Annotated in this window: 21 protein-coding genes; 8 read left to right on the forward strand and 13 right to left on the reverse strand. The window is 72.5% G+C overall.

Annotated features, from left to right (window positions below; genetic code table 11):
* The first annotated feature begins 57 nt into the window (after positions 1 to 57).
* Positions 58 to 3,609, forward strand: a complete 3,552-nt coding sequence (gene cydD, locus ACWCV3_RS09340; protein WP_451220736.1) for a thiol reductant ABC exporter subunit CydD — start codon at positions 58 to 60, stop codon at positions 3,607 to 3,609.
* Positions 3,610 to 3,622: 13 nt separating this feature from the next.
* On the opposite strand, the gene ACWCV3_RS09345 is transcribed toward cydD, so the two are convergent.
* Entirely contained in the window at positions 3,623 to 4,546 is a 924-nt protein-coding gene (locus ACWCV3_RS09345; protein WP_451220739.1) for an HAD-IIB family hydrolase, read from the reverse strand.
* 107 nt (positions 4,547 to 4,653) lie between these two features.
* Here ACWCV3_RS09345 and ACWCV3_RS09350 point away from each other — a divergent pair, with 107 nt between their 5' ends.
* Positions 4,654 to 5,556, forward strand: a complete 903-nt coding sequence (locus tag ACWCV3_RS09350; RefSeq protein WP_451220742.1) for an LLM class flavin-dependent oxidoreductase — start codon at positions 4,654 to 4,656, stop codon at positions 5,554 to 5,556.
* 9 nt (positions 5,557 to 5,565) lie between these two features.
* Here ACWCV3_RS09350 and ACWCV3_RS09355 read toward each other — a convergent pair whose 3' ends face one another.
* Together ACWCV3_RS09355 and ACWCV3_RS09360 are read right to left on the reverse strand one after the other, a co-directional pair.
* The gene (locus tag ACWCV3_RS09355) at positions 5,566 to 6,114 is read right to left on the reverse strand and encodes an RNA 2'-phosphotransferase (RefSeq protein WP_451220745.1); all 549 of its coding nucleotides are present in this window, start codon (positions 6,112 to 6,114) and stop codon (positions 5,566 to 5,568) included.
* A 272-nt stretch (positions 6,115 to 6,386) separates the two neighbouring features.
* Positions 6,387 to 8,138 carry an SDR family oxidoreductase gene (locus ACWCV3_RS09360; protein WP_451220748.1) on the reverse strand — a complete coding sequence of 584 codons (1,752 nt, stop codon included), beginning with the start codon at positions 8,136 to 8,138 and terminating at the stop codon, positions 6,387 to 6,389.
* A gap of 197 nt (positions 8,139 to 8,335) precedes the next feature.
* Here ACWCV3_RS09360 and ACWCV3_RS09365 point away from each other — a divergent pair, with 197 nt between their 5' ends.
* The 5 genes from ACWCV3_RS09365 (at position 8,336) to ACWCV3_RS09385 (ending at position 12,203) form a co-directional block, all read left to right on the forward strand.
* Positions 8,336 to 9,298 carry an ABC transporter ATP-binding protein gene (locus tag ACWCV3_RS09365; RefSeq protein ID WP_451220927.1) on the forward strand — a complete coding sequence of 321 codons (963 nt, stop codon included), beginning with the start codon at positions 8,336 to 8,338 and terminating at the stop codon, positions 9,296 to 9,298.
* Positions 9,288 to 10,205: an ABC transporter permease subunit gene (locus tag ACWCV3_RS09370; protein ID WP_451220751.1), complete on the forward strand. Its 918-nt coding sequence runs from the start codon at positions 9,288 to 9,290 to the stop codon at positions 10,203 to 10,205. The genes ACWCV3_RS09365 and ACWCV3_RS09370 overlap by 11 nt, the downstream gene beginning before the upstream one ends.
* A 49-nt stretch (positions 10,206 to 10,254) precedes the next feature.
* Positions 10,255 to 11,166: an ABC transporter ATP-binding protein gene (locus tag ACWCV3_RS09375; protein ID WP_451220754.1), complete on the forward strand. Its 912-nt coding sequence runs from the start codon at positions 10,255 to 10,257 to the stop codon at positions 11,164 to 11,166.
* Between the two features lie 10 nt (positions 11,167 to 11,176).
* Entirely contained in the window at positions 11,177 to 11,896 is a 720-nt protein-coding gene (locus tag ACWCV3_RS09380) for an ABC transporter permease subunit (RefSeq protein ID WP_451220757.1), read from the forward strand.
* Between the two features lie 73 nt (positions 11,897 to 11,969).
* Entirely contained in the window at positions 11,970 to 12,203 is a 234-nt protein-coding gene (locus tag ACWCV3_RS09385; protein WP_451220760.1) for an SGM_3592 family protein, read from the forward strand.
* 286 nt (positions 12,204 to 12,489) lie between these two features.
* Here ACWCV3_RS09385 and ACWCV3_RS09390 read toward each other — a convergent pair whose 3' ends face one another.
* The 9 genes from ACWCV3_RS09390 to ACWCV3_RS09430 all read right to left on the reverse strand — a co-directional run bounded on the left by ACWCV3_RS09390 (position 12,490) and on the right by ACWCV3_RS09430 (position 22,331).
* Entirely contained in the window at positions 12,490 to 13,293 is an 804-nt protein-coding gene (locus ACWCV3_RS09390) for an HAD family hydrolase (RefSeq protein ID WP_451220763.1), read from the reverse strand.
* Positions 13,290 to 14,567, reverse strand: a complete 1,278-nt coding sequence (gene serS / locus ACWCV3_RS09395) for a serine--tRNA ligase (protein WP_451220766.1) — start codon at positions 14,565 to 14,567, stop codon at positions 13,290 to 13,292. The genes ACWCV3_RS09390 and serS overlap by 4 nt, the downstream gene beginning before the upstream one ends.
* A gap of 435 nt (positions 14,568 to 15,002) precedes the next feature.
* The gene (gene pheA / locus ACWCV3_RS09400; RefSeq protein WP_451220769.1) at positions 15,003 to 15,935 is read right to left on the reverse strand and encodes a prephenate dehydratase; all 933 of its coding nucleotides are present in this window, start codon (positions 15,933 to 15,935) and stop codon (positions 15,003 to 15,005) included.
* A gap of 110 nt (positions 15,936 to 16,045) precedes the next feature.
* Positions 16,046 to 17,323: an iron uptake transporter deferrochelatase/peroxidase subunit gene (gene efeB, locus ACWCV3_RS09405; RefSeq protein ID WP_451220772.1), complete on the reverse strand. Its 1,278-nt coding sequence runs from the start codon at positions 17,321 to 17,323 to the stop codon at positions 16,046 to 16,048.
* A gap of 8 nt (positions 17,324 to 17,331) precedes the next feature.
* On the reverse strand, positions 17,332 to 19,377 hold the full coding sequence (locus ACWCV3_RS09410; protein ID WP_451220775.1) for a copper resistance CopC/CopD family protein: 2,046 nt from the start codon (positions 19,375 to 19,377) through the stop codon (positions 17,332 to 17,334).
* Positions 19,378 to 19,390: 13 nt separating this feature from the next.
* Positions 19,391 to 19,843 (reverse strand): copper chaperone PCu(A)C, encoded by a 453-nt coding sequence (locus ACWCV3_RS09415; protein WP_451220777.1) that lies wholly within the window; start codon positions 19,841 to 19,843, stop codon positions 19,391 to 19,393.
* Positions 19,840 to 20,505 carry an SCO family protein gene (locus ACWCV3_RS09420; RefSeq protein ID WP_451220780.1) on the reverse strand — a complete coding sequence of 222 codons (666 nt, stop codon included), beginning with the start codon at positions 20,503 to 20,505 and terminating at the stop codon, positions 19,840 to 19,842. Before ACWCV3_RS09420 ends, ACWCV3_RS09415 begins: the two co-directional genes overlap by 4 nt.
* Before the next feature lie 89 nt (positions 20,506 to 20,594).
* Positions 20,595 to 21,338, reverse strand: coding sequence for a YcnI family copper-binding membrane protein (locus tag ACWCV3_RS09425; RefSeq protein WP_451220783.1), 744 nt, complete (start codon positions 21,336 to 21,338; stop codon positions 20,595 to 20,597).
* 147 nt (positions 21,339 to 21,485) lie between these two features.
* The gene (locus ACWCV3_RS09430; protein WP_451220786.1) at positions 21,486 to 22,331 is read right to left on the reverse strand and encodes a hypothetical protein; all 846 of its coding nucleotides are present in this window, start codon (positions 22,329 to 22,331) and stop codon (positions 21,486 to 21,488) included.
* 221 nt (positions 22,332 to 22,552) lie between these two features.
* On the opposite strand from ACWCV3_RS09430, the gene ACWCV3_RS09435 reads away from it, so the two are divergent.
* On the forward strand, positions 22,553 to 23,002 hold the full coding sequence (locus ACWCV3_RS09435; protein WP_451220789.1) for an ATP-binding protein: 450 nt from the start codon (positions 22,553 to 22,555) through the stop codon (positions 23,000 to 23,002).
* A 54-nt stretch (positions 23,003 to 23,056) separates the two neighbouring features.
* On the opposite strand, the gene ACWCV3_RS09440 is transcribed toward ACWCV3_RS09435, so the two are convergent.
* Positions 23,057 to 24,523 (reverse strand): aminopeptidase P family protein, encoded by a 1,467-nt coding sequence (locus ACWCV3_RS09440; RefSeq protein WP_451220792.1) that lies wholly within the window; start codon positions 24,521 to 24,523, stop codon positions 23,057 to 23,059.
* Positions 24,524 to 24,526: the final 3 nt, after the last annotated feature.

Genomic DNA, 24,526 nt, shown 5'->3' on the forward strand with positions numbered 1-24,526 from the left:
GCCCCGAGGGTATGTTTCACGTGAAACACACTCTCGGGACTGAAGGACACGTTTCACGTGAAACCGATCGATCCCCGCCTTCTGCACCACGCCCGCGCCACGCGCCTCTTCCTCGTGACGGTCGTCCTCCTGGGCGGGCTCGGCGCAGGTCTGGTCATCGCCCAGGCCATGCTGATCGCCGAGGTGGTGGTCGGAGCCTTCCAGCACGGCGAGTCGGCGAGTGACCTGGTCACGCCGCTGGCCCTGCTGGCCGGAGTGGCCTGCGGGCGGGCGCTGGTCTCCTGGCTCACGGAGCTGGCCGCGCACAGGACCAGCGCTGCCGTGAAGTCCGAGTTGCGGGAGCGGCTGGTCGAGCGGGCCGCGGTACTCGGTCCCGGCTGGCTGAGCGGCCGACGCACCGGTTCGCTGGTCACCCTGGCCACACGCGGGGTCGACGCCCTGGACGACTACTTCGCGCGGTACCTGCCGCAACTGGGGCTCGCCCTGGTCGTGCCGGTGGCGGTGCTGGCGCGGATCGTCACCGAGGACTGGGTCTCGGCGGCGATCATCGTCGCCACCCTCCCCCTCATCCCGGTCTTCATGATCCTGATCGGCTGGGCCACCCAGTCCCGGATGGACCGCCAGTGGTCGCTGCTCTCCCGGCTCTCCGGCCACTTCCTCGACGTGGTCGCGGGGCTGTCCACCCTGAAGGTGTTCGGCCGGGCCAAGGCGCAGGCCGAGTCCATCCGCAAGATCACTGGCGAGTACCGCCGCGCCACCATGCGGACCCTGCGGATCGCCTTCCTCTCCTCCTTCGCGCTGGAGCTGCTTGCCACGCTCTCCGTCGCGCTGGTCGCCGTCACCATCGGCATGCGGCTGGTGCACGGCGACATGGACCTGTACACCGGCCTGGTCATCCTGGTCCTGGCCCCCGAGGCGTACCTCCCGGTGCGTCAGATGGGTGCGCAGTACCACGCGGCGGCGGAGGGGCTGGCGGCGGCCGAGGAGATCTTCGCCGTGCTGGAGACGCCCGCCCCGGCCACCGGCGGCGCACCTGTCCCGGCCGGCTCCCTGGCCTTCGACTCCGTGACGGTCCGCTATCCCGGCCGCTCGGCGGACGCCGTCACCGATGTGTCCTTCTTGGTGGAACCCGGCGAGACCGTGGCGCTGATCGGGCCGAGCGGCGCGGGCAAGTCCACCCTGCTCGGCGTGCTCCTCGGCTTCGTCCGGCCCGGCGCCGGCCAGGTCCGCGTGGGCGGCGACGATCTCGCCGACCTCGATCTGGAGGAGTGGCGCTCCAGGATCGCCTGGGTGCCGCAGCGCCCGCACCTGTACGCCGGGACCATCGCTGAGAACGTCCGCCTGGCCCGCCCCGACGCGGACGACGCAGCCGTGCGCCGGGCGCTGGCGGACGCCGGTGCGCTGGAGTTCGTGGACGCGCTGCCCGCCGGTGCCGACACCCTGCTGGGGGAGGACGGTGCCGGTCTCTCCGCAGGTCAGCGGCAGCGGCTCGCCCTGGCCCGCGCCTTCCTGGCCGACCGGCCGGTGCTGCTGCTGGACGAGCCCACCGCCGCGCTGGACGGTGCGACCGAGGCCGACGTCGTCGCGGCGGTACGGCGTCTCGCCGTCGGCCGTACGGTGCTGCTCGTCGTGCACCGGCCCGCCCTGCTGGAGGTCGCCGACCGGGTGGTGCGGCTGGACATGGCCGAACCGGTCACCGCGCCCCAGCCGGTCAGGTCCGTGGTGGCCGCCCCGGAACCCGCCGCCACCGCGCTCGACGGGAACGTGCCCGAGCCCGCAGGGGGTGAGGCATTCCTCCCCGAGCCGGACGGTGCCGACGGCCCTCACGACGAGCCCGCGCCCGAGAAGGCGACGGCGCGTGAGCGAGACGTCCTGGCCCGTGTCCGCTCCGTGGCCGCCGCCCGGCGCGGACGGCTGCTCCTCGCACTGCTGCTGGGCAGCCTCGCTCTCGGCTGCGCCGTCGGACTCATGGCGACCTCCGGCTGGCTGATCTCGCGCGCCTCGCAGCAGCCGCCGGTGCTGTATCTGCTGGTCGCCGTGACGGCCACCCGGTTCTTCGGCATCGGCCGCGCGGTCTTCCGGTACGGCGAACGACTGGTGTCGCACGACGCCGTGCTGCGCATGCTCGCCGACACCCGCGTCGCCGTCTACAAGCGGCTCGAGCGGCTGGCCCCGGCCGGCCTGCGCGGCACCCGGCGCGGCGACCTGCTCAGCCGGCTCGTCTCCGATGTGGACGCCTTCCAGGACTACTGGCTGCGCTGGCTGCTGCCCACCGGTGTGGCGGTCGTCGTCTCCGCCGCCTCGGTCGGCTTCACCGCGTGGCTGCTCCCCGAGGCGGGAGCCGCGCTCGCCGTCGGCCTGCTGCTCGCCGGGGTCGGCGTCCCGCTGGTCACCGCGGCCGTGGCCCGGCGCACCGAACGACAGCTGGCGCCCGCCCGGGGTGAACTGGCCACCCGCGTCACCGACCTGCTCACCGGCACCGCCGAGTTGACCGTCGCCGGGGCGCTGCCCTCACGCATGGCGGCCACCCGGCAGGCCGACGGCACCCTCACCCGGATCGCGTCCCGCTCGGCCGGGGTCACCGCGCTCGGCGACGGCCTGACCGCGCTGATCTCGGGCCTGACGGTCACCGTGGCGGCGCTGCTCGGCGCGCAGGCGGCGGCCGGGGGCCGCATCCACGGCGTGCTGGTGGCCGTGGTCGTTCTGACCCCGCTGGCCGCCTTCGAGGCCGTGCTCGGTCTCCCCCTGGCCGTGCGCCACCGCCAGCGGGTCGCCCGCAGCGCCGAGCGGGTCTACGAGGTGCTGGACGCCCCGGTGCCGGTGCGCGAGCCCGAGCGACCGCGCGAGGCCCCGGCCTCGCCGTTCCCACTCGTCGTACGGGACCTGACCGCCCGTCACGAGGACCAGCACCGGGACGCGCTGCACGGACTGGACCTCACGCTGGACCGGGGCCGCCGGATCGCCGTGGTCGGTCCCTCCGGCTCCGGCAAGACCACCCTCGCCCAGGTGCTGCTCCGGTTCCTGGATCCCGGCTCGGGCACGTACACGCTGGCCGGGGTGGAGGCGGCCGAGATGGACGGCGACGAGGTACGGCGGCTGGTCGGGCTGTGTGCCCAGGACGCCCATCTCTTCGACAGCACCGTCCGGGAGAACCTGCTGCTGGCCCGAAGGGACGCGACCGAGGCCGACGTGCGTGACGTCCTGCTGCGGGCCCGGCTGCTGGACTGGGTGGACGGCCTCCCCGAGGGCCTGGACACGCATGTCGGCGAGCACGGCGCCCGGCTCTCCGGCGGTCAGCGGCAGCGGCTGGCGCTGGCGCGTGCTCTGCTCGCGGACTTCCCGGTGCTGGTGCTGGACGAGCCCGCCGAGCACCTCGACCTGCCCACGGCGGACGCTCTGACCGACGACCTGCTGGCCGCGACAGAGGGCCGCACCACCTTGCTGATCACGCACCGGCTCGCGGGTCTCGCCGCCGTCGACGAGGTGCTCGTCCTCGACGCGGGCCGCGTCGTCCAGCGCGGGCCGTACGCCGAGCTGCTCGCGGTGGACGGCCCGCTGGCCGCGATGGCCCGGCGCGAGGCCGAGGCGGAGGCCCTCGTCGTGCTCTGACCGGTGGGACCGGTCAGACCCGTCCGGCGAGCAGGTCCTCGATCACGCGGGCCACACCGTCGTCGTTGTTGGCGTGGGTGCGGCCGGTGGCGGCGGCCAGGGTGTCGGGGTGGGCGTTGCCCATGGCGTAGGAGCGTCCGGCCCAGGTCAGCATCTCGATGTCGTTGGGCATGTCGCCGAAGGCCACGACCTCCTCCGGCGAGATGCCGCGCTCGGCGCAGCACAGGGCCAGGGTGCTGGCCTTGGAGACGTCGGGGCCGCTCAGTTCCAGCAGCGCGCTGGGACTGGACCGGGTGACGTTGGCGTGGCCTCCGACGGCGATCCGGGCGAGGGTGAGGAAGGCGTCCGGATCGAGGTCGGGGTGGTGGGCCAGGATCTTGAGCACCGGCTGGCTCGCCGCGACCCCGTCCGGCGCGAGGAGTTCCTCGGCGGGCCGCAGGGTGTCCGGGATCTCCAGGTGCAGCTTGGGGTAGGCGGGCTCCTGGTGGAAGCCGTAGGTCTGTTCCACCGCGAAGAGCGTGCCGGGGGCCGCCTCGCGCAGCAGCCGCACGGACTTCAGGGCGTTCTCCCTGGCCAGCTCGCGCACCTTCACGAAGCGGTGGGCGCCGGCTCCGCCGTGCAGGTCGACCACGGCGGCACCGTTGCCGCAGATGGCCAGGCCGTGGCCGTGGACGTGCTCGCTGACGACGCCCATCCAGCGGGCCGGGCGGCCGGTGACGAAGAAGACCTCGATGCCCGCCTTCTCGGCCGCGGCCAGCGCGGCCACGGTTCGCGGGGAGACGGTCTGGTCGTCGCGCAGCAGGGTGCCGTCGAGGTCCGTGGCGATCAGACGCGGTGGGAGGGAGCCTCCTCCGCGTCCGGACGGGGCCGACGGCTGTGCGGGGGCCGGGGTCCCCGGCTGTCTGGTCGCTGAGGTCACCCGAGCATTCTCGCGCACCCGCGCGCACGCTCCTGCGGCGCGGGGCCCGGCAGAGGTCGGGTAGGCGTCGGATGCGTTCGGGACCGGGTCCCGGCCGGCCGTCCGGACATCGTAGGCTCGTCGGCATGGCCCTTCGTCTCAGTACCGTGATCCTCCCCGTCGACCGCTGGAGCGAGGGGGGCCGGGCGAAATGGCAGCGGGCCGAGGAGCTCGGGTTCCACGCCGCGTACACCTACGACCACCTGTCGTGGCGGTCGTTCCGGGACGGGCCGTGGTTCGGTGCGCTGCCGACTCTGACGGCCGCCGCGGAGGCTACCGAGCGGCTGCGGCTGGGGACCCTGGTGACCTCGCCGAACTTCCGGCACCCGGTGACCCTGGCCAAGGAGCTGATCTCCCTGGACGACATCTCCGGCGGCCGGGTCACGCTGGGCATCGGTGCGGGCGGCTCCGGGTTCGACGCGACGGCGCTCGGGCAGGAGGCGTGGTCTCCGCGTGAGCGGGCCGACCGGTTCGAGGAGTTCGTGACCCTGCTGGACCGGCTGCTGACCGAGGACGCGGTGTCGTACACGGGCGACCACTACTCGGCGCACGAGGCCCGCAACATTCCGGGCTGCGCCCAGGAGCCCCGGCTGCCGTTCGCGGTGGCGGCGACCGGCCCGCGCGGACTCAGGCTGGCCGCGCGGTACGGGCAGGCGTGGGTGACCACGGGCGACCCGAAGCTGTTCGAGACCGGTACGCCGGAGCAGTCGGTGCTCGCGGTGGAGCGGCAGATCGGCCGGCTCACCGAGGCGTGCGCGGAGACCGGCCGGGACGTGGCCGACCTGGACAAGATCATGCTGACCGGGTTCACGCCGGACCGCGCCCGCCCGCTGGACTCCGTCGACGCGTTCGTGGACTTCGCCGGCCGGTACGCGGCGCTGGGCATCACCGAGCTGGTGATCCACTGGCCCATCGCGGACTCGGACTTCGCGGCCGACCAGGCCGTCTTCGAGAAGATCGCCACCGAGGCCGTCGCCCAGCTCGGCTGAGCCGGAGTCTCAGCGCGGTCGGGAGAACCGCAGGTAGCGCGGCGGAACGGCGTCGGTCAGCCAGACGCCGTTGGCGCTGACGTGGAACACAAGCCCGTCGCGGTGCATGGCGCCCGCGTCCACGCTGAGGACCACCGGCCGGCCGCGGCGGGCGCCGACCCGGGTCGCGGTCTCCCGGTCGGCCGAGAGATGCACGTCGTGCCGGTTCACGGGACGCAGCCCCTCGGCGCGGATCGCGTCCAGGCTGCGGGCGACGGTGCCGTGGTAGAGGTACGGCGGCGGGGTGGCCGCGGGCAGACCGAGCGCGACCTCGACCGTGTGGCCCTGGTTGGCGCGGATTCTGCCGTCCTCGACGGCGAACCGCCGCTTGTCGTTGACGGCCACCACGTGGTCCAGTTCGGCGCGGCTGACGGGGAAGCCGTGGGCCGCCGCCGCGGTGAGCAGCGTGTCGATCTCCACCCAGCCGGCCGGGTCCAGGGTGAGCCCGATGCGCTCGGGCTGGTGCCGCAGGTGCTTCGAGAGGTACTTGGACACCTTCACGGTGCGTCTGTCGTCCATCACTTCCGATATGCCTATTTCTCTTATTTCTCGCATACGATGCTTTACGTATGTTCCTTTCTTCGGGCTGCTCCGCGTTTTCCGCCCCTCCCAGCCTCCTGGAGAGACGCGGATCACGCATTCGATTTATCTGAGCAGGTTTGATCCACAGCCAACGTCCTTTATCCACAGCGTTTTTGGCAATTCTGTGGACAACCGGCGCCCGTTTCAGGCAGGTTGGGCAACTTCTGTACGCTTTACGGCAGATGGAGAACTCTCCGCCGTCTTCCGGCTCACAACTTCGGCTGCACGCGCGCCAATGAGCGCAACGCACCCGGCACGAACCGCGACAGCAGATACACGCCCCGCGCCTCAGGAGTCACCGGGACCACCGCCCGGTTCTCCGCCACCGCGTCCAGAATCGCTCTGGCGACCTTCTCCGGCGGGTAGTTGCGCTTCCCGTACCACCGGGACGCCCGCTCCTGACGCCGCCGCGCCTCGGTCTCGTCCACTCCGGTGAAGCGCGTAGTCGACGTGATGCCGGTGTTCACGATGCCCGGGCAGATGGCCGTGACTCCGATGTCCGCGGAGGCCAGTTCGGCGCGCAGGCACTCCGAGAGCATCAGCACCGCCGCCTTGGACGCGCCGTACGCCGGAAGCGCCCGCGAGGGCTGGAAGGCCGCGGCGGAGGCGATGTTGACGATGTGGCCGCCCTGCCCCCGCTCCGCCATGCGGGACCCGAAGAGGCGGCAACCGTGGATCACGCCCCACAGGTTGACGTCCAGCACCCTGCGCCAGTCGTCCGGGGTCGTGGTGAGGAAGGAGCCGGAGACACCGATGCCCGCGTTGTTGACCAGCACGTCCACCACGCCGTGCTCGCGGTGCACCCGCTCGGCCAGCTTCTCCATGCCCTGCTCGTCCGAGACGTCCACCACCTCCGGCCAGGCGCCCGAAGCGCCTGCCGCCAGAGCCAGTTCGACGGTACGCACAGCCGTCGCGCGGTCCCGGTCGACCACGACCAGACGCGCCCCCGCCTCAGCGAGAGCCAGCGCCGTCGCCCGCCCGATGCCGCTGCCCGCTCCGGTGACCAGCGCCAACTGCCCTCCGAATCGGTCGGTATGGCGACCGCCGCCCCGCGAAGGCCCGCCCTGCTCCACCCCGTTCACGAACGCCTCGATCCAACAGGCCAGTTGGTCGGGCCGGGTGCGCGGCACCCAGTGCTTGGCCGGAAGCGTGCGCCGGGTCAGCCTCGGCACCCACCGTTCCAGGTCGTCGTAGAGCCGCTCCGAGAGGAACGCGTCGCCCTGCGGGGTGATGAGCTGCACCGGCACGTGCGCGACGGCGTCCGGGCGCGGGTGGCACAGCCGGGGGCGCACGTTGTCCCGGTAGAGCCAGGCGCCGCGGGCCGCGTCCGAGGGCAGCGAGGCCGTCGGGTAGTCGCCGGCCGGGACCTTCTCGGCCCGCTCCAGCAGCTTCGGCCACCGTCTGCCCAGCGGTCCGCGCCAGGCCAGCTCCGGCAGCACCGGAGTGTGCAGCAGGCAGACGTACCAGGACTTGGCGCCCTGGCCGAGGAGCTGGCCCACCCGGCGCGGGGTCGGGCGCTTCACGCGGGCGGCGATCCAGTGGCCGAAGTGGTCCAGCGAGGGGCCCGACATGGAGGTGAAGGAGGCGATGCGGCCCCGTGTCCGCTCCACCGTCACGAACTCCCAGGACTGCACCGAGCCCCAGTCGTGCCCGACCAGGTGCACCGGCCGGTCCGGGCTCACCGCGTCGGCCACCGCGAGGAAGTCGTCCGTCAGCTTGGCCAGGGTGAAGCCGCCGCGCAGTGGTTTCGGCGCGGTGGAGCGGCCGTGGCCACGCACGTCGTAGAGCACCACGTGGAAGTCGTCCGCCAGGCGGGCCGCGACCTCGGACCAGACCTCCTTGCTGTCCGGGTAGCCGTGCACCAGCACCACGGTGGGGCGCTCCGGATCGCCCAGTTCGGCCACGCACAGCTCGATCCCGCCGGTGCGCACCCGCCGCTCACGCGCGTCCTTCAGCGTCACTTGTCCTCCGCCCGCATCCGCCCGGTCCCGTCCAGCGAATGTGGCAGTTGTTAGAGGTGGCGTCAACAGGGGGGATGGCGTCCCCTCCCCCAGGTACCCCTCCCCCTAGGGCCCCGTACTACCCGAGACGGACCCCAAGACGGCTCTGTGGTCTGACGACCCGCGTGCCCCGCGTCACTACCGTCGTGCGTGTGACTGTGATCGTGACCGAGAGCCTGAGCAAGCGGTTCCCCCGGGTGACCGCGCTCGACCGGCTGTCCGTGGACATCGGACCCGGTGTGACGGGACTCGTCGGTGCCAACGGCGCCGGCAAGTCCACCCTGATCAAGATCCTGCTGGGTCTGTCCCCCGCCACCGAGGGCCGTGCCGCAGTGCTCGGTCTCGACGTGGCGACCGAAGGTGCCGCCATCCGCGAGCGCGTCGGCTACATGCCGGAGCACGACTGCCTGCCGCCCGACGTCTCGGCCACCGAGTTCGTCGTGCACATGGCACGCATGTCCGGTCTGCCGCCCACCGCGGCCCGTGAGCGCACCGCCGACACCCTGCGCCACGTCGGGCTGTACGAGGAGCGCTACCGCCCCATCGGCGGCTACTCGACCGGCATGAAGCAGCGGGTCAAGCTCGCGCAGGCGCTGGTGCACGACCCCCGGCTGGTCTTCCTGGACGAACCGACCAACGGCCTGGACCCGGTCGGCCGCGACGAGATGCTCGGCCTGATCCGCCGCATCCACACCGACTTCGGCATCTCGGTTCTGGTCACCTCCCACCTGCTGGGCGAGCTGGAGCGCACCTGCGACCACGTCGTGGTCGTCGACGGCGGCAAGCTGCTGCGGTCCAGCTCCACCACCGACTTCACCCAGAGCACCACCACGCTGGCCGTCGAGGTCACCGACAGCGACACCCACCCCAACGGCACCCGCGCCCTGCGCGAGGCGCTGCACGCGCGCGGTGTCGACACCCACGACGACGGCGGCGGCCTGCCCGGCGCCGGCCACATCCTGCTGCTCACCGCGCAGGGCGAGGAGACGTACGACCTGGTGCGCGACACCGTCGCCGGACTCGGGCTCGGCCTGGTCCGGATGGAACAGCGGCGCCACCACATCTCCGAGGTGTTCACCCGCGACGAGCAGCGGAAGGAGGCAGTCGGCCATGGCGGTTGACCAGCCCGTCCCCACGGCACAGGCGCTCTCGGGCGACCAGTCCCGCATCCACGACATCGGTTACCGCGGCTACGACGGCCCCCGCCTCGGCCGCGCCTACGCGCGCCGCTCGCTGTACTCGCAGTCCCTGCGCGGCGCCTACGGCCTCGGCCGCTCGGCCAAGTCCAAGGTGCTGCCGATGCTGCTCTTCGCGGTGATGTGCGTGCCGGCCGCCATCATGGTCGCCGTCGCGGTCACCACCAAGGCGCACGACCTGCCGGTCCCCTACAGCCGGTACGCGATCATCATGCAGGCCGTGATCAGCCTGTACGTCGCCTCCCAGGCGCCGCAGTCCGTCTCCCGCGACCTGCGCTTCAAGACGGTCCCGCTGTACTTCTCACGGCCCATCGAGACCGCCGACTACGTGCTCGCCAAGTTCGCGGCGCTCGCCTCGGCCCTGTTCATCCTCACCGGCGGCCCACTGCTCGTGCTCTTCGTGGGTTCGCTGCTCGCCAAGATGGGGGTGGCCCACCAGAGCGAGAAGTTCGGCGAGGGACTGGTCACGGTGGTCCTGCTCTCCCTGCTGTTCGCCGGGATCGGCCTGGTCATCGCCGCCGTCACCCCGCGCCGCGGCTTCGGTATCGCCGCCGTCATCGCCGTCATGACCATCTCCTACGGCGCCGTCTCCACCCTCCAGGCCATCGCCGACTCCCAGGGCGACAGCGGCTCGGTGCCGTGGATCGGGCTGTTCTCCCCGGTCACCCTGATCGACGGCCTCCAGTCGGCGCTGCTCGGCGGCACCTCGTCGTTCCCCGGCGGCGTCGGGCCGTCCACCGGCGAGGGCTTCGTCTACCTGATCGTCGTCCTCGGCCTCGTGGCCGCGAGCTACGGCCTCCTGCTGCGCCGCTACAAGAAGGTGGGCCTGTGACCGCCCTCCCGTCGCCCGCCACCACCCTTTCAAGGAACGGGCTGCGCCCATGAGCACACTTTCGATCGACCACGTGTCCCGCTGGTTCGGCAACGTGGTCGCCGTCAACGACATCACCATGACCATCGGCCCCGGTGTCACCGGCCTCCTCGGTCCCAACGGCGCCGGAAAATCCACCCTCATCAACATGATGGGCGGCTTCCTCGCCCCCTCCACCGGCACCGTCACCCTCGACGGCCGGCCGGTGTGGCGCAACGAAGCGGTCTACCGGCACATCGGCATCGTCCCCGAGCGCGAGGCGATGTACGACTTCCTCACCGGCCGTGAATTCGTCGTAGCCAACGCCGAGCTGCACGGTCTGGGAGCCAAGGCAGCCCAGCGTGCCCTGGCCACCGTGGAGATGGAGCACGCCCAGGACCGGAAGATCTCCACCTACTCCAAGGGCATGCGCCAGCGCGTGAAGATGGCGTCCGCGCTCGTCCACGACCCCTCGCTGCTGCTCCTCGACGAGCCGTTCAACGGCATGGACCCGCGCCAGCGGCTGCAGTTGATGGAGCTGCTGCGCGCGATGGGCGACGAGGGCCGCACGGTGCTGTTCTCCTCGCACATCCTGGAGGAGGTCGAGCAGCTCGCCCGGCACATCGAGGTCGTCGTCGCCGGACGGCATGCGGCCAGCGGCGACTTCCGCAGGATCCGTCGCCTGATGACCGACCGCCCGCACCGCTACCTGGTCCGCTCCAGTGACGACCGCGCCCTCGCGGCCGCCCTGATCGCCGACCCGTCCACCGCGGGCATCGAGGTCGACGCCGTCGAGGGCGGGCTGGCCGTCCAGGCCGTCGACTTCGGCCGCTTCACCGCGCTGCTGCCCAAGGTCGCCAGTGACCGGGGCATCCGGCTCCTCACGGTCTCGCCCTCGGACGAGTCCCTGGAGTCCGTCTTCTCGTATCTCGTCGCGGCGTAGGAGGCCGAAGATGTACGACCCCACAGTCGCCCGGCTCACCTACCGGGCCCTGCTCGGCCGCCGCCGGGCCCTCGTCCTCGGCGCGCTGCCCCTGCTGCTCATCGTGATCTCGGTGGCCGTGCGCCTGCTGACCGGTGCCGACGACCAGGTCGCCGCCGACGTGCTCGGCGGGTTCGCGCTCGCCACCATGGTGCCGATCATCGGTGTCATCGCGGGCACCGGCGCGATCGGGCCGGAGATCGACGACGGCTCCGTGGTCTACCTGCTGTCCAAGCCGCTGAAGCGGCCGACGATCATCTTCACCAAGCTGATCGTAGCCATCGCGGTGACCATGGTGTTCTCCGCGCTGCCCACCCTGATCGCGGGCCTGGTCCTCAACGGCAACGGCCAGCAGGTCGCCGTCGCCTACACGGTCGCCGCGCTCGTCGCGTCCATCGCCTACTCGGCGCTGTTCCTGCTGCTCGGCACGGTCTCGCGGCACGCGGTGGTCTTCGGCCTGGTCTACGCCCTGGTGTGGGAGGCGCTGTTCGGCTCCCTGGTCTCCGGCGCCCGCACCCTCAGCGTCCAGCAGTGGTCGCTCGCGGTCGCCCACAAGGTGGTCGGCAGCAACCTGATCACCTCGGACGTCGGCCTCCCCGCGGCCACCGCCCTCCTGGTCGCCGTGACGGTCGCCGCGACCTGGTACGCGGGACAGCGCCTGCGCGCCCTCACCTTGGCGGGCGAGGAGTAGCAGCCGCTTTGACGGGGACCTCATCCCCCTCGGGGCACACTGACGGCATCGGGAGTACGGCGAGGAGGACGCCATGGCACAGGAGCAGCCGGCCGGGGACGGCGAGGCCGCGCCCGACCCGTGGGACGGCGTCGAACTGGACGAGGACTTCGTCCGGGCCGCCGGGACCTCCGAGCCGTCCGCCCGGGCCCGGATGCTCGCCGCCCGCTGGCGGGCCGAGCGGCCCGAGCCCCAGCCGTGGCGGGCCGACAAGCCGCCCGCGGGCTGGTTCTTCAGCCGCTCGCGGCGGCGCCGGCGCAGGGGTTAATTCACTGGCGCCGGGCTTCTCGGCGGGGGCACAGTAAGCGAGCTGACGCCGGGTTCACGGAGCCCGGCGCGCCCCCGTACCGGGAGCGGAGCCGGACGACGTCATGTCCGGCTTCCGTCAGGGCGGTTCCGGGCGGGCTCCGGTGCGGTCACCGCACCGTCGAGCCCGCTCCCGCACGGGGACCGCCCGGGGCGGCCGCTTCGAGCACGCGATGTCGCTCTCGCGTGGGCCGCCCACCCGGAGAACCGGCCGTGAGGCGGGGCACGACCGAGTCGTGTCCCGCCTCTCAGCCGAGCAGTCGCTCCAGTACCAGCGCGATGCCGTCCTCCTCGTTGGAGGCGGTCACCTCGCCGGCCACGGCCTTGAGTTCGTCATGGGCGTTGGCCATGGCCACGCCGTGCGCGGCCCAGGCGAACATCGGCACGTCGTTCGGCATGTCACCGAAGGCGATGGTGTCGGCCGCCTTCAGCTTCAGCCGCCGCGCCGCCAGCGACAGACCCGTCGCCTTGGACAGCCCGAGCGGCAGCAGCTCCACGATGCCCTCGCCCGCCATGACGACGGTGACGAAACCGCCCGCCGCGCGCGAGGCCGCGTCCGCCAGCTCGTCCGTGGTCAGCGTCGGATGCTGGATGTAGATCTTGTTCAGCGGGGCTTCCCACAGGTCGGCCGCGTTCGTGAACGCCTTGGCCGGCAGGCTGCCGCCGACCGCGTAGCCGGGGCCCACCAGGACCTCGCCGTCCAGTCCGTCCCGGCCGGCCGCCAGGTACAGCGGACCCACTTCGGCCTCGATCTTGGCCAGGGCGACGCCTGCCAGCTGCCGGTCCAGCGTCACCGAGGTCAGCAGCCGGTGCCGGCCGGCGTCGTAGACCTGGGCGCCCTGGCCGCAGACGGCGAGGCCCTGGTAACCGAGGTCGTCCAGTATGTGCCGGGTCCAGGGGACCGCCCGGCCGGTGACGACGATGTGCGCGGCGCCCGCGGCCGTGGCGGCGGCGAGCGCCTCACGGGTGCGCGGCGAGATCGTCTCGTCGCCGCGCAGCAGCGTGCCGTCCAGATCGGTGGCGACCAGGCCGTAGGGGAAGGGGTTGCTCACTTGGCGACCGGCTCCAGGAATTCCCGTCCTCCCAGGTAGGGGCGCAGGACCTCGGGGACACGGACCGAGCCGTCGGGCTGCTGGTGGTTCTCCAGGATCGCCACGATGGTGCGCGGTACGGCGCACAGCGTGCCGTTGAGCGTGGCCAGCGGGCGGACCTGCTTGCCGTCGCGCATCCGGATCTGCAGCCGGCGGGACTGGTACTCGGTGCAGTCCGAGGTCGACGTCAGCTCGCGGTACTTGCCCTGGGTCGGGATCCACGCCTCGCAGTCGAACTTGCGGGCGGCGGAGGAGCCCAGGTCACCGGTGGCGACGTCGATCACGCGGAACGGCAGCTCCAGCGAGGTCAGCCACTGCTTCTCCCAGTCCAGCAGGCGCTGGTGCTCCGCCTCGGCGTCCTCCGGTGCGACGTAGGAGAACATCTCCACCTTGTCGAACTGGTGGACCCGGAAGATGCCACGGGTGTCCTTGCCGTGCGAACCGGCCTCACGGCGGAAGCAGGGGGAGAACCCGGCATAGCGCAGCGGCAGCCGGTCCGCGTCGATGATCTCGTCCATGTGGTACGCGGCGAGCGCCACCTCGGAGGTGCCGACCAGGTAGAGGTCGTCCTTGTCCAGGTGGTACACGTCCTGCGCGGCCTGGCCGAGGAAGCCGGTGCCCGCCATGGACTGGGGGCGCACCAGTGCCGGGGTCAGCATCGGGGTGAAGCCGGCCGCGGTGGCCTGCGCGATGGCCGCGTTGACCAGGGCCAGCTCCAGCAGGGCGCCGGCACCGGTGAGGAAGTAGAAGCGGGAGCCGGAGACCTTGGCGCCGCGCTCGGTGTCGATCGCGCCGAGGATCTGGCCGAGTTCGAGATGGTCCTTGGGCGCGAAGCCCTCGGCGTCGAAGTCGCGGATCTCGCCGTGCGTCTCCAGGGTGACGAAGTCCTCCTCGCCACCGACCGGCACGGCGGGGTGGACGAGGTTGCCGAGCCCGAGCAGCAGGCGCTGGGTCTCCGCGTCGGCCTCGTCGCGTTCGGCGTCGGCCGCCTTGACCTCGGCCTTGAGCCGCTCGGCACGGCTGAGCAGCTCGGCCCGCTCCTCGGGGGTGGACTTGGGGATCAGCTTGCCGAGCTGCTTCTGCTCGGCCCGCAGCTCGTCGAAGCGGACACCCGATGACCTGCGCCGCTCGTCGGCGGACAGGAGGGAGTCGACGAGCGCGACGTCCTCTCCACGAGCACGCTGGGAGGCGCGCACACGGTCAGGGTCCTCACGAAGCAGGCGAAGGTCAATCACAGGCCCAAGGCTACCGGTGCCCGCGCGGCGGCCGGGACCCGTATGCCCGGGGTGGCGGGACGCGACCGGACTCCCTTGCGGGGGCGGGCACTTGGGGAGGCGGCCGGGCCCGTCGTCGTCCACAGGGATTCACATCCCGGGAAAAGTTATCCACAGGCTGTGTGGAGTGACTGTGGATTTCGGAATTGATCATTCCGAGTTCAGGGCATCTCCAAGGAATTCCCGGTTCAAACTCCCGCTACAGGCCCTTTCGGATGGAAAGTACTCACTCTAAAAGATGAATCAAAGGAAACGGGTGGGCGAAGGGTGATCCAGGCTGGGCTGAATGGGCCGGAGCGCTGTGAACCGATTTGTCGACCAGGTGGGCCTTGTTGTCGACTTGTCCCCAGGCAGAGAAGCGAGCCTGTGGATAACTTCTGTGGATAACGCAGAGCTCTAGAAACGGCCGTCCTGGCAGCGGGTCACCCAGTCGGACGCCGCCAGGAACTCCTGGTCGGACGTGCCCGGCTGGAGGGGCCGCGCCTGGCCCGGCGTGATGTCGGCACGGGGATAGGAACCCAGGAACCGCACCTGGAGACAGACCCGCTTCAGTCCCATCAGCGCCTCCGCCATCCGCCGGTCGGAGATGTGCCCCTCGGCGTCCACACAGAAGCAGTAGTTCCCGATGCCCTCGCCGGTCGGACGGGACTGGAGCAGCATCAGGTTGATACCGCGGGTGGCGAACTCGTCGATCAGATCGCGCAGGGCGCCGGGGTGGTCATCCCGCTGCCAGAGAACCACCGAGGTCTTGTCGGCGCCGGTCGGCGCGGCGGGCCGGGCGGGCCTGCCCACCAGCACGAACCGGGTCTGCGCGTTCTCCGCGTCGTGGATGTCGGTCTCCAGCGGCACCAGGCCGTACCGCGCCGCCGCGAACTCGCCCGCGAAGGCCGCGTCGTACCGGCCCTCCTGGACCAGCCGGGCGCCGTCCGCGTTGGAGGCGGCCGACTCCCACAGGGCGTCGGGGAGGTGGGCGCGCAGCCAGTTGCGGACCTGCGGCTGGGCGGCGGGGTGGGCGGTGACCGTCTTGATGTCGGCCAGCCCGGTGCCCGGCCGGACCAGCAGCGCGAAGGTGATCGACAGCAGTACCTCGCGGTAGATCGTGAGCGGCTCGCCCGCGACCAGCTCGTCCAGGGTGGTGGTGATCCCGCCCTCGACCGAGTTCTCGATCGGCACGAACGCTGCCTCCGCCTCACCGGTACGCACCGCGTCGAGCGCGGACTGCACCGAGACGTACGGGATCAGCTCGCGGGTGGCGGCCTCCGGGAGAGTACGCAGGGCGACTTCGGTGAAGGTGCCTTCGGGACCGAGATACGCGTAGCTCGCTGGCATGCCCTCACCCTAATGGCCCTGAGGGGACCCGGCCCGGCCGTCTCATGGCTGCCACCCTTCCGAGTGGCTCGGGTCCCGGAGCCTGCGGAAGAGGCGTCCGCGGTGCCTGCTCATCCCTCCAGCAGCCGCTGCCCCACGTACTCGCCCTGCGCCGCGCCTCCCGGCACCGCGAACAGCCCGCTCGCCTCGTGCCGCAGGTACCGCGACAGCGCGTCGCCCCGGTCGAGCTTGCGCTGCACCGGCACGAAGCCGCGCAGGGGGTCGGCCTGCCAGCAGATGAACAGCAGCCCAGCGTCGGGGGTGCCGTCCGCGTCGTAGCCGTCATGGAAGGAGAACGGGCGGCGCAGCATCGCGGCCCCGCCGTTCTGGTCGGGCCGGGTGATCCGGGCGTGCGCGTTGAGCGGGACGACGTACTCGCCCCTCGCGTCCGCCTTCTCCAGGTCCATCGGCGTGGTCTCGTGGCCCCCGGACAGTGGAGCGCCGTCCGACTTGCGGCGGCCGATGACCGCCTCCTGCTCCGGGCGCGCCAGTTTCTCCCAGTCGTCCAGCAGCATGCGGATGCGGCGGACGACGGCGTAGGAGCCGTTCGCCATCCAGGCGGGCTCGCCCGAGGCGGGCACGAAGATCCGCCGGTCGAAGTCCGGCTCGGCGGGCCTGGGATTGCGGGTGCCGTCGATCTGGCCCATGAGGTTGCGCGTGGTCAGGGCGTGCGTGGTGGTGCCGGGGGAGCGGTTGAAGCCGTTCATCTGCCAGCGGACCCGCGCCGCGTCGCCCGCCTCCTTCTGCACGGTGCGCAGCGCGTGGAAGGCGACCAGCGCGTCATTGGCGCCGATCTGCACCCAGAGGTCGCCCTCGCCGCGCTTCTTGTCGAGGTGGTCGGCGGAGAAGTCGGGCAGCGGGTCCAGCGCGGCCGGCCTCTGCTTCTCCAGCCCGGTACGGGCGAAGAAGCTGTGCCCGAACCCGAAGGTGACGGTCAGCGAGGAGGGTCCGGCGTCGCGGGCGACGTCGGTGTCCTCGTGCGGGGCCGCCTCGCCCGCCATCAGCCGCTCGGCCGCCGCCGACCAGCGGCGCAGCAGGGCCGCCGCCTCCTTGCGGCCCGCGCCCGGCCTCAGGTCGAAGGCGACGAGGTGGCCGTGGGCCTGGAGCGCGTCGGTGATGCCGGGCTGATGTTTCCCGTGAAACATCGCGCGGTCCGTGCCGATCGAGGTGAGCGGCGTGGACGGGGCGGGTGCGGCGGCGTAGCCGAGGGCGCCGCCCGCCGCACCGAGGACGAGGCCGGTGGCCCCGGCGGTGCCGAGCAGGGCGCGCCGGGAGACACCGCGGCCCGGTTCGGGGGCGGGCGTCGCGGTTTCGGGGGTGCGGGCCTGGGGGACGGACGGTTCGGGCATGGTGCGGTTCAGCCGATCTTCGCGTTCTTGGAGACGGTCACCTGGTCGATGTCGGAGGTCCGTACGGTGACGGCGACCTCCCAGTCTCCCGCCATGGGGACCTGGACACCGCTGGCCGCCCAGTGGCCGGTGGTGATGCGTTCCGGGGCCACCGGGAGCGGACCGATCTGCTTGGCCTTCAGGGTGAGGGCGACCTTCACCTCGGGGATGTCGTACGGGCGGCCGTCGGGCCGCTGGACGTACAGATGCATCTCGTTGGTGCCGACCCGGGCGGGATCGATGTCGATCCGGACCAGGCCCTTGCCGTTCGCGCCGCCGGTGTCGAAGGGCATGTCCAGAGTGAGGGCGCCGGAGGTGTCGGCCGGGGAGCTCGCGGCCGGCGCGGTGGCCGCCCTGGCCTCCTGCTCGGTGCGGCCCGGCTCGGTCTGCGTGAGCGCGGTGGTCACCGCGAGCAGCACGACGGCGACCCCCGCCTCCGCCAGCACCGACCGGCGCAGCCCGGCCCGGCTCGGATCGGCATCCCGCGCCCGCTTGCGCCGCGCGGTCTCGACGGCGGCCCGCTGCCGGGCGAGCTGCGCGGCCCGCCCGGGGTCGGCGGGCCCGGCGTCGGCCCGCCCGGCGCCGCTGGGGCCGGTGGCCGCGGCGGACGCCGCGCCCTCCCCGGCCCGCTCGGCTCCGCCGGCCTCTGCGGTCGCGGCACCGGATGGCACGCCGGCCACGTGGGGCGTCTGCTCCCGCTCCTCGGCCCGCGGAGCGTCTCCGGTTGCCCCGGACCCGTCCTCGGAGCCGGCCGTGCCCCGGTCCGCCAGCCTCCCCGTCCACCGCCGTGAGATCCACGCCAGTCCCACCATGACGGCCACGAGCCCCAGCTTGACCAGCAGCAACTGCCCGTACCGGGTGTCGGTGAAGGCCGACCAGGAGCCGAGCTGACGCCAGGACTGGTAGACGCCCGTGGCGACCAGGGCCACGACGGAACCGAAGGCGAGCCGGGAGAAGCGCCGCACGGCGTCCGTGCCGAGCGGGGTGTCGGCGGGGGCCCGGTACAGGGCGACGAGCAGCGCGGTCAGCCCGCCGAACCAGCAGGCGACGGCGAGGAGGTGCACGATGTCGACCGGCATGGCCACACCCGGCTGGAGCCCGGTGGACGCGTGCTCGGCCATCGCCCAGCTCGCCGCGAGTCCGGCCCCGACGACGATCCCGCCGATGGCGAGCCCGAAGCCCAGGTCCCGCCGTTCGGCGGCCGCCTCCTCGTCGGTCCCCTCCTCCTCTTCCCGACGGGCGTACGCACCGAACAGCACCGCGACGAACAGCGCGGCGGCGGCGAGCAGCAGCAGCCGGGAGACCAGCGCCGCCCCGGTCTTGGTCTGGAGCACCTGCCCCAGCAGATCGAGGTCGAGGACGTCCCCGAGCCTGCCCGAGGAGGTGTACGAGCCCCGGAGCAGCAGCAGCCCGAGCGTGGCCGCGGTGAGCGTCAGCCATCCTCCGACCACGAGCCGCTGCAGCGCCCGTACCCCGGCGCCCTGCCGCCAGCAGGCCAGCACGAAGGCGGCGCCGCCTGCCAGCACGATGAACCCCGCGTAGGACAGGTACCGCCCGACGGAGTACAGCGCGCCCACGGCCCCGCCGCCCGCGCCCGCCCCCGTGCCGGAGACGACCGTGCGCGAGGGCGCGCCGATGGAGAAGGTGTAGGCCCCGGCGACGGGGTGGCTGTCGGCCGAGACGACCTGGTAGGCGACGGTGTACGTGCCGTCGGCCAGCCCGGCGCGCAGCCGGACCGCGTACGTGGTGCCGCTGACGTTCGCCGGTCTGCCGGACTGCACCGGCTTGCCCTTGGGGTCTAGGACGCGCAGCGAGTCGTCGCCCATCGCCACCTGCTCGGAGAAGGTGAGCGAGACCTGGGCGGGCGCCCGGTCGACCACCACCCCCTGCGCGGGGTCGCTGCCGGTCAGCGCGGCGTGCGCGGAGGCGGGCGCGGCACCCGCGAACAGCGTGCCGGTGACGGCGAGGAGCAGCAGTACCAGGGTGCGCAGCCGGGGGGTGATGGTCCGCGTCAAGGTGGTCCCTCCCTCAGTGTCCGGTCGACGGGTTGTACGTGGCGGACCGCACCGGCATCTCGACGGTGAGCGGGCCGGACCGGGCGAAGCCCAGCTTGAGCCTGATGGTCTGGCCCTGGCGCGGCTTCTGCTTGAGCTGCTCGAACATCAGGTGGTTGCCGCCGCTCCTGAAGACGAGCCGGCCGTGGGCGGGTACCGCGAAGGAGGTGCGCTCGGCCATGGTGCCGCCGCTGGTGCTGTGCATGGTGACCCGGCCGATGTCGCTGCTCACCGAGGTCAGCTCGTCCTGCTCACCGCCCCTGTTGGTGACGGTGAGGAAGCCAGCGGCCATGTCGGCGGCGACCGGCTGGGGCATGTAGGTGGCGCTCACCGACAACTCGGGCTCGTCGGCTCCCTGTCCGGAGCCGCATCCCGCGAGGGCGAGGGCGGCGGCGAGTGCGGTGACGGGCAGTGCGGCGCGCTTCACGGCTTCGCTCCGCGTACGAGCTCGGGCAGGTCCTTGGTCCAGTCGTCGACGGTGGCCTCCTCGCCGTAGAGGACGTAGCCGCCGTTCGTCTTCGGGGAGAAGGCGATGACCTGGGTGCCGTGGACGGAGACGGTCTTGCCGTTCTTGTCCTTGCTGGTCGGCTCCACGGAGATGCCGAGCGAGCGGGCGCCCGCCTGGATGGCGGGGAAGTCGCCGGTCAGGCCGGTGAAGCGCGGATCGATGCTCTTGAGCCAGGTGCCCAGCTCGGCCGGGGTGTCGCGGCCGGGGTCCGTGGTGACGAAGACGACCCGCAGGTCGTCCTGCTCGGCCTTGGGCAGCGCCTTCATGGCGACGGCGATGTTGCTCATCGTCGTGGGGCACACGTCGGGGCAGTGGGTGTAGCCGAAGTAGACGAGTGTCGGGTGGCCCTTGGTCTCGGCCCGCAGGTCGTACTTCTCGCCGTGGGTGTCGGTGAGGACCAGGTCCGGCTTGGCGAACGGCTGGTCGAGGACGGTGGCGGCCTTGCCGGAGCCGCCTTCCTCGGAGACCACGGAGACGGGAGAGGAGGAGGAGTCGTCACCGCTGCCGCAGGCGGACAGGGTGAGGGCGGCGGCAGCCAGCAGCGCGGCCGCGGCCAGGGTCTTCTTGCGCGGAGAAAGCATGGAGAGATGTCCCAGGGGGTCGAGAACTCCCGCGCGCACCGGGGCCGTACCGGGTGGTCACGGCCCCGGTGCGCGCGGTTCAGATGAGGTCAGGCGGTGCGGCGGCGGCCCATGAGGACCCCGTAGGCCACGCCGGCGACACCGATCACGATGCCGACGATGCCCAGCACCCGGGCGGTGGTGTCGGTGCCGCCGTCGGGGTCGGCGGCGGCCTGCTGGTGGGCGTCGTCCTTGTCGCCGCCCTTGGCGTCGTCGGCTGCGGCCGCCGAGCCGTGGTGGTCGTCGGTCGCGGCGGACAGCGCCAGCGTCGGGGCCGGGTTCTCCGGCTCGTCCTGGCCCTCCTGCGGCACCTCGATCCAGCGGACGACCTCCTTGTCGGAGTACGTCTGGATCGCCTTGAAGACGATCTGGTCGGTGTCCTCGGGCAGCGCACCCAGGGAGAGCGGGAACTTCTGGAAGTAGCCCGGCTCGATGCCCTTGCCGTCGGCGGTCCAGGTGACCTTGGTGACGGCCTCGCCGATCTTCTCGCCGTGCATGGTCAGCGGCTTGTCCAGCTTGGACTTGGTCACCTTCACGCTCCAGCCCGGCACCGGCTGCGGCATGACGGAGGCCAGCGGGTGGTCGGCGGGGAGGTTGACCTCGAGCTTGGTGGTGGAGGCGTCGTCGCGCTCGTTGGGCACCTTGAAGTCGACGGTGGCGTAGCCGCCCTTGGCCGCGGTGCCCTCCGGCTGCACGGAGACGTGCGCGAAGGCGGGGACCGACACGGCGAGGACGGTCGCGCCCGCCACGGCGACGGCGGCGGTGACACGGGAGGCGGTACGGGAGATCTGCATGCTGGGGAAACTCCGCTCTTGAGCGAGATCCGGTGCTGAGCCCGGTGACGGTGAGGGGTGCGCGGGGCGCGCGGGAAGCGGCGCACGCGCGTGTGCCGCACGACGGCGTCCCCTCCCCTCCTCGTACGTACGGGAGCGGTGGTCGCGTCAGGCGGCGAGGCGGAACGCGCCGGCGGGCGGGCCGCGCCGGATCACCGAGTGCTGGAGCGCGGCGGCCTGCGGGACCGGCGGCTCGTCCCGCTCGGTGCGGCGCAGGCGCGGGGCGGGCCCGGCCGCGGGCATCAGCCCGGCGTACAGGGCGCGGGTCAGCGCGAGCGCGGCACGCAGGGAGCGCACGAGCGCGCCCTCGGCGACCCCGTGCGTCGACAGCTCGACCAGCCGCAGAACGGCCAGATCACCCCGGCGCAGCAGCCAGCCCAGGGCCAGCGCGGCGAGGAGGTGGCCGAGAAGCATCGGCAGCGAGAGCAGCGAGAGGGCCGACGGCACCGGGCCGGCCGGGGAGCCGGCCGTGTCCGGGACGTGCGGGCCGGCCGCCGGGTACCCGGTGAGGCGGCCCGAGGCGTCGATGAGGCGGGCGTCGAGCAGCAGGCGGTAGGCATGGCCGGGGGTGAGAGTGGCCGGGCCGGACCCGCACAGCAGCTGGGCGGCGCGCTGGACCATCGCGTCGTCGGCCGCGCCGGAGTGCGCGCCGCCCATGGACGCCATGGGCTGCGCGGTGTGCTGGCCGAGGCCGAACAGCGTGTGCAGGGCGACCTGGCCGAGGGCGAGCAGGGCCGCGATGGCGGGCACCGAGCGGGCCCGTCCGGCGAGCGGCGCCATGACCAGCAGGGATCCGGCGAACCCGGCGCCCAGCGTCCACAGCGGGACGTTCGCGCAGGAGGCCGTGGTGTGCCCGGCGGCGGCCAGCACGACACAGACCGCGGCGAAGACCGCGGCCCGCAGCAGCCGGACGCGGGGTCCGGGTCGCGCCGTGCGCGGACGAGGGGCACTCATGGCGGGGCTCATCATCGCACTGCGGCCGCGGCATCCCCGAGGCAGGGCCGCGGGATCACGCCACGGGGGCGCGCGCAGCGCGGAGGCGGTCACGTGCCTTACCCCGATTCGTCCCGGCGCACATCGACCAGATGGGCGGCATCACGTCACCCGAGGGCTTACGGGCGCCCACGCGCGGCAATAGGTAACGGTATGTCGAGCCGCGGCCGGGAGGCTGGAGCATGAGCATCTGGTGGTCACTCCATCTGCGCCGCGATGCCGCGAGCGTCCCGCTCGCCCGCCGCCTGCTGATCGGCACGATGGAGACGGCCGGTGTCGATCCCGACGTCTCCTACGACATCTCCGTGGCCCTCACCGAGGCGTGCGCCAACGCCGTGGAACACGGCGGGTCCGCCTGCGGGGAGCAGGCGCAGGCGTACCGGGTGACCGCCTATCTGGACGGCGAGAAGTGCCGCATCGAGGTGGCCGACTCGGGCCCCGGTGTCGCGCCCGCCCCGGCCCTGGGCATCCGGATGGCCCGCGTGGACGCCGAGGACGGCCGGGGCCTGTGTCTGATCCGGGAGCTGGCCGACCACGTCCACGTCGGCGGGCGGCCGGGCCGCGCCGGTACCGTGGTCAGCTTCGACAAGATCCTGAAGTGGAAGAAGGACCCCTCGCTGCTCACCGCGTGAGGGGTCCTTCACCGAGCGGAGGGGGCCGGGATGCCCGGCCCCTTCGCCGTGTCGTCAGCCCTTGAGCGTCGCCATCCACGCCTCGACGTCCTCGGAGCGCCGCGGCAGGCCCGCGGACAGGTTCCGGTTGCCCTCGGCGGTGACGAGGATGTCGTCCTCGATCCGGACGCCGATGCCCCGGTACTCCTCGGGCACCGTCAGGTCGTCGGCCTGGAAGTACAGGCCGGGCTCGACGGTGAGGACCATGCCGGGCTCCAGCGTGCCGTCGACGTACGCCTCGGTGCGGGCGACCGCGCAGTCGTGCACGTCCATGCCCAGCATGTGGCCGGTGCCGTGCAGGGTCCAGCGGCGCTGCAGGCCCAGCTCCAGGACGCGCTCGACCGGGCCCTCGACCAGGCCCCACTCGACCAGCTTCTCGGTGAGCACGCGCTGGGCGGCGTCGTGGAAGTCACGGAACTTGGCGCCGGGCCTCACCGCGGCGATGCCGGCCTCCTGGGCCTCGTACACCGCGTCGTAGATCTTGCGCTGGAGGTCGGTGTAGGTGCCGTCGACCGGGAGGGTGCGGGTGACGTCGGCGGTGTAGAGGGTGTGGGTCTCCACGCCGGCGTCGAGCAGCAGCAGGTCGCCGGAGCGGACCGGGCCGTCGTTGCGCACCCAGTGCAGGGTGCAGGCGTGGGCGCCGGAGGCGCAGATCGAGCCGTAGCCGATGTCGTTGCCCTCCACGCGCGCGCGGAGGAAGAAGGTGCCCTCGATGTAGCGCTCCGAGGTGGCCTCGGCCTTGTCGAGGACCTTCACCACGTCCTCGAAGCCGCGCACGGTGGAGTCGACGGCCTTCTGCAGTTCGCCGATCTCGAACTCGTCCTTGACCAGACGGGCCTCGGAGAGGAAGACGCGCAGCTCCTCGTCGCGCTCGGCGGTGACCTTGTCGGTCAGGGCCGCCTCGACAGCGGCGTCGTGACCGCGCACCACGCGCACCGGGCCGGTGGCCTCGCGCAGCGTGTCGGCCAGCTCGCGCACGTCGGCGGCCGGGATGCCGTACAGCGCCTCGGACTCGGTCAGCGAGTGGCGGCGGCCGACCCACAGCTCGCCCTGGCCGGAGAGCCAGAACTCGCCGTTCTCCCGGTCGGAGCGGGGCAGCAGGTAGACGGTCGCGCGGTGGCCGTCGGCGGCGGGCTCCAGGACCAGGACGCCGTCCTCGGTCTGGTTGCCGGTGAGGTAGGCGTACTCGGTGGCCGCGCGGAAGGCGTACTCGGTGTCGTTCGAGCGGGTCTTCAGGTTGCCGGCGGGGATCACCAGACGCTCGCCGGGGAAACGGGCGGACAGCGCGGCGCGGCGGCGCGCGGTGTCGGCGGCCTGCGGGATCGGCGCCAGATCACGCAGCTCGGTGTCGGCCCAGCCGGAGCGCATGTTCTCCGCCAGCTCGTCGGTGACACCGGGGTAGAGGCCGTTCTTGCGCTGCTTGATGGGCTCCTCGGCCTCGGTGGCCTCGTCGGGAACGGCCGGGTTGAGCTCGTCGGACACTGA

It is taken from the genome of Streptomyces sp. NPDC001781 (genome assembly GCF_053596035.1).

Coding starts and splice junctions, on each gene's coding strand:
- ACWCV3_RS09350 (WP_451220742.1), top strand. CDS start 4,654: ATGGCCCTTCGTCTCAGTACCGTGATCCTCCCCGTCGACCGCTGGAGC.
- ACWCV3_RS09355 (WP_451220745.1), bottom strand. CDS start 6,114: ATGGACGACAGACGCACCGTGAAGGTGTCCAAGTACCTCTCGAAGCAC.
- ACWCV3_RS09370 (WP_451220751.1), top strand. CDS start 9,288: ATGGCGGTTGACCAGCCCGTCCCCACGGCACAGGCGCTCTCGGGCGAC.
- ACWCV3_RS09375 (WP_451220754.1), top strand. CDS start 10,255: ATGAGCACACTTTCGATCGACCACGTGTCCCGCTGGTTCGGCAACGTG.
- ACWCV3_RS09380 (WP_451220757.1), top strand. CDS start 11,177: ATGTACGACCCCACAGTCGCCCGGCTCACCTACCGGGCCCTGCTCGGC.
- ACWCV3_RS09385 (WP_451220760.1), top strand. CDS start 11,970: ATGGCACAGGAGCAGCCGGCCGGGGACGGCGAGGCCGCGCCCGACCCG.
- pheA (WP_451220769.1), bottom strand. CDS start 15,935: ATGCCAGCGAGCTACGCGTATCTCGGTCCCGAAGGCACCTTCACCGAA.
- efeB (WP_451220772.1), bottom strand. CDS start 17,323: ATGCCCGAACCGTCCGTCCCCCAGGCCCGCACCCCCGAAACCGCGACG.
- ACWCV3_RS09420 (WP_451220780.1), bottom strand. CDS start 20,505: ATGCTTTCTCCGCGCAAGAAGACCCTGGCCGCGGCCGCGCTGCTGGCT.
- ACWCV3_RS09425 (WP_451220783.1), bottom strand. CDS start 21,338: ATGCAGATCTCCCGTACCGCCTCCCGTGTCACCGCCGCCGTCGCCGTG.
- ACWCV3_RS09430 (WP_451220786.1), bottom strand. CDS start 22,331: ATGAGTGCCCCTCGTCCGCGCACGGCGCGACCCGGACCCCGCGTCCGG.
- ACWCV3_RS09435 (WP_451220789.1), top strand. CDS start 22,553: ATGAGCATCTGGTGGTCACTCCATCTGCGCCGCGATGCCGCGAGCGTC.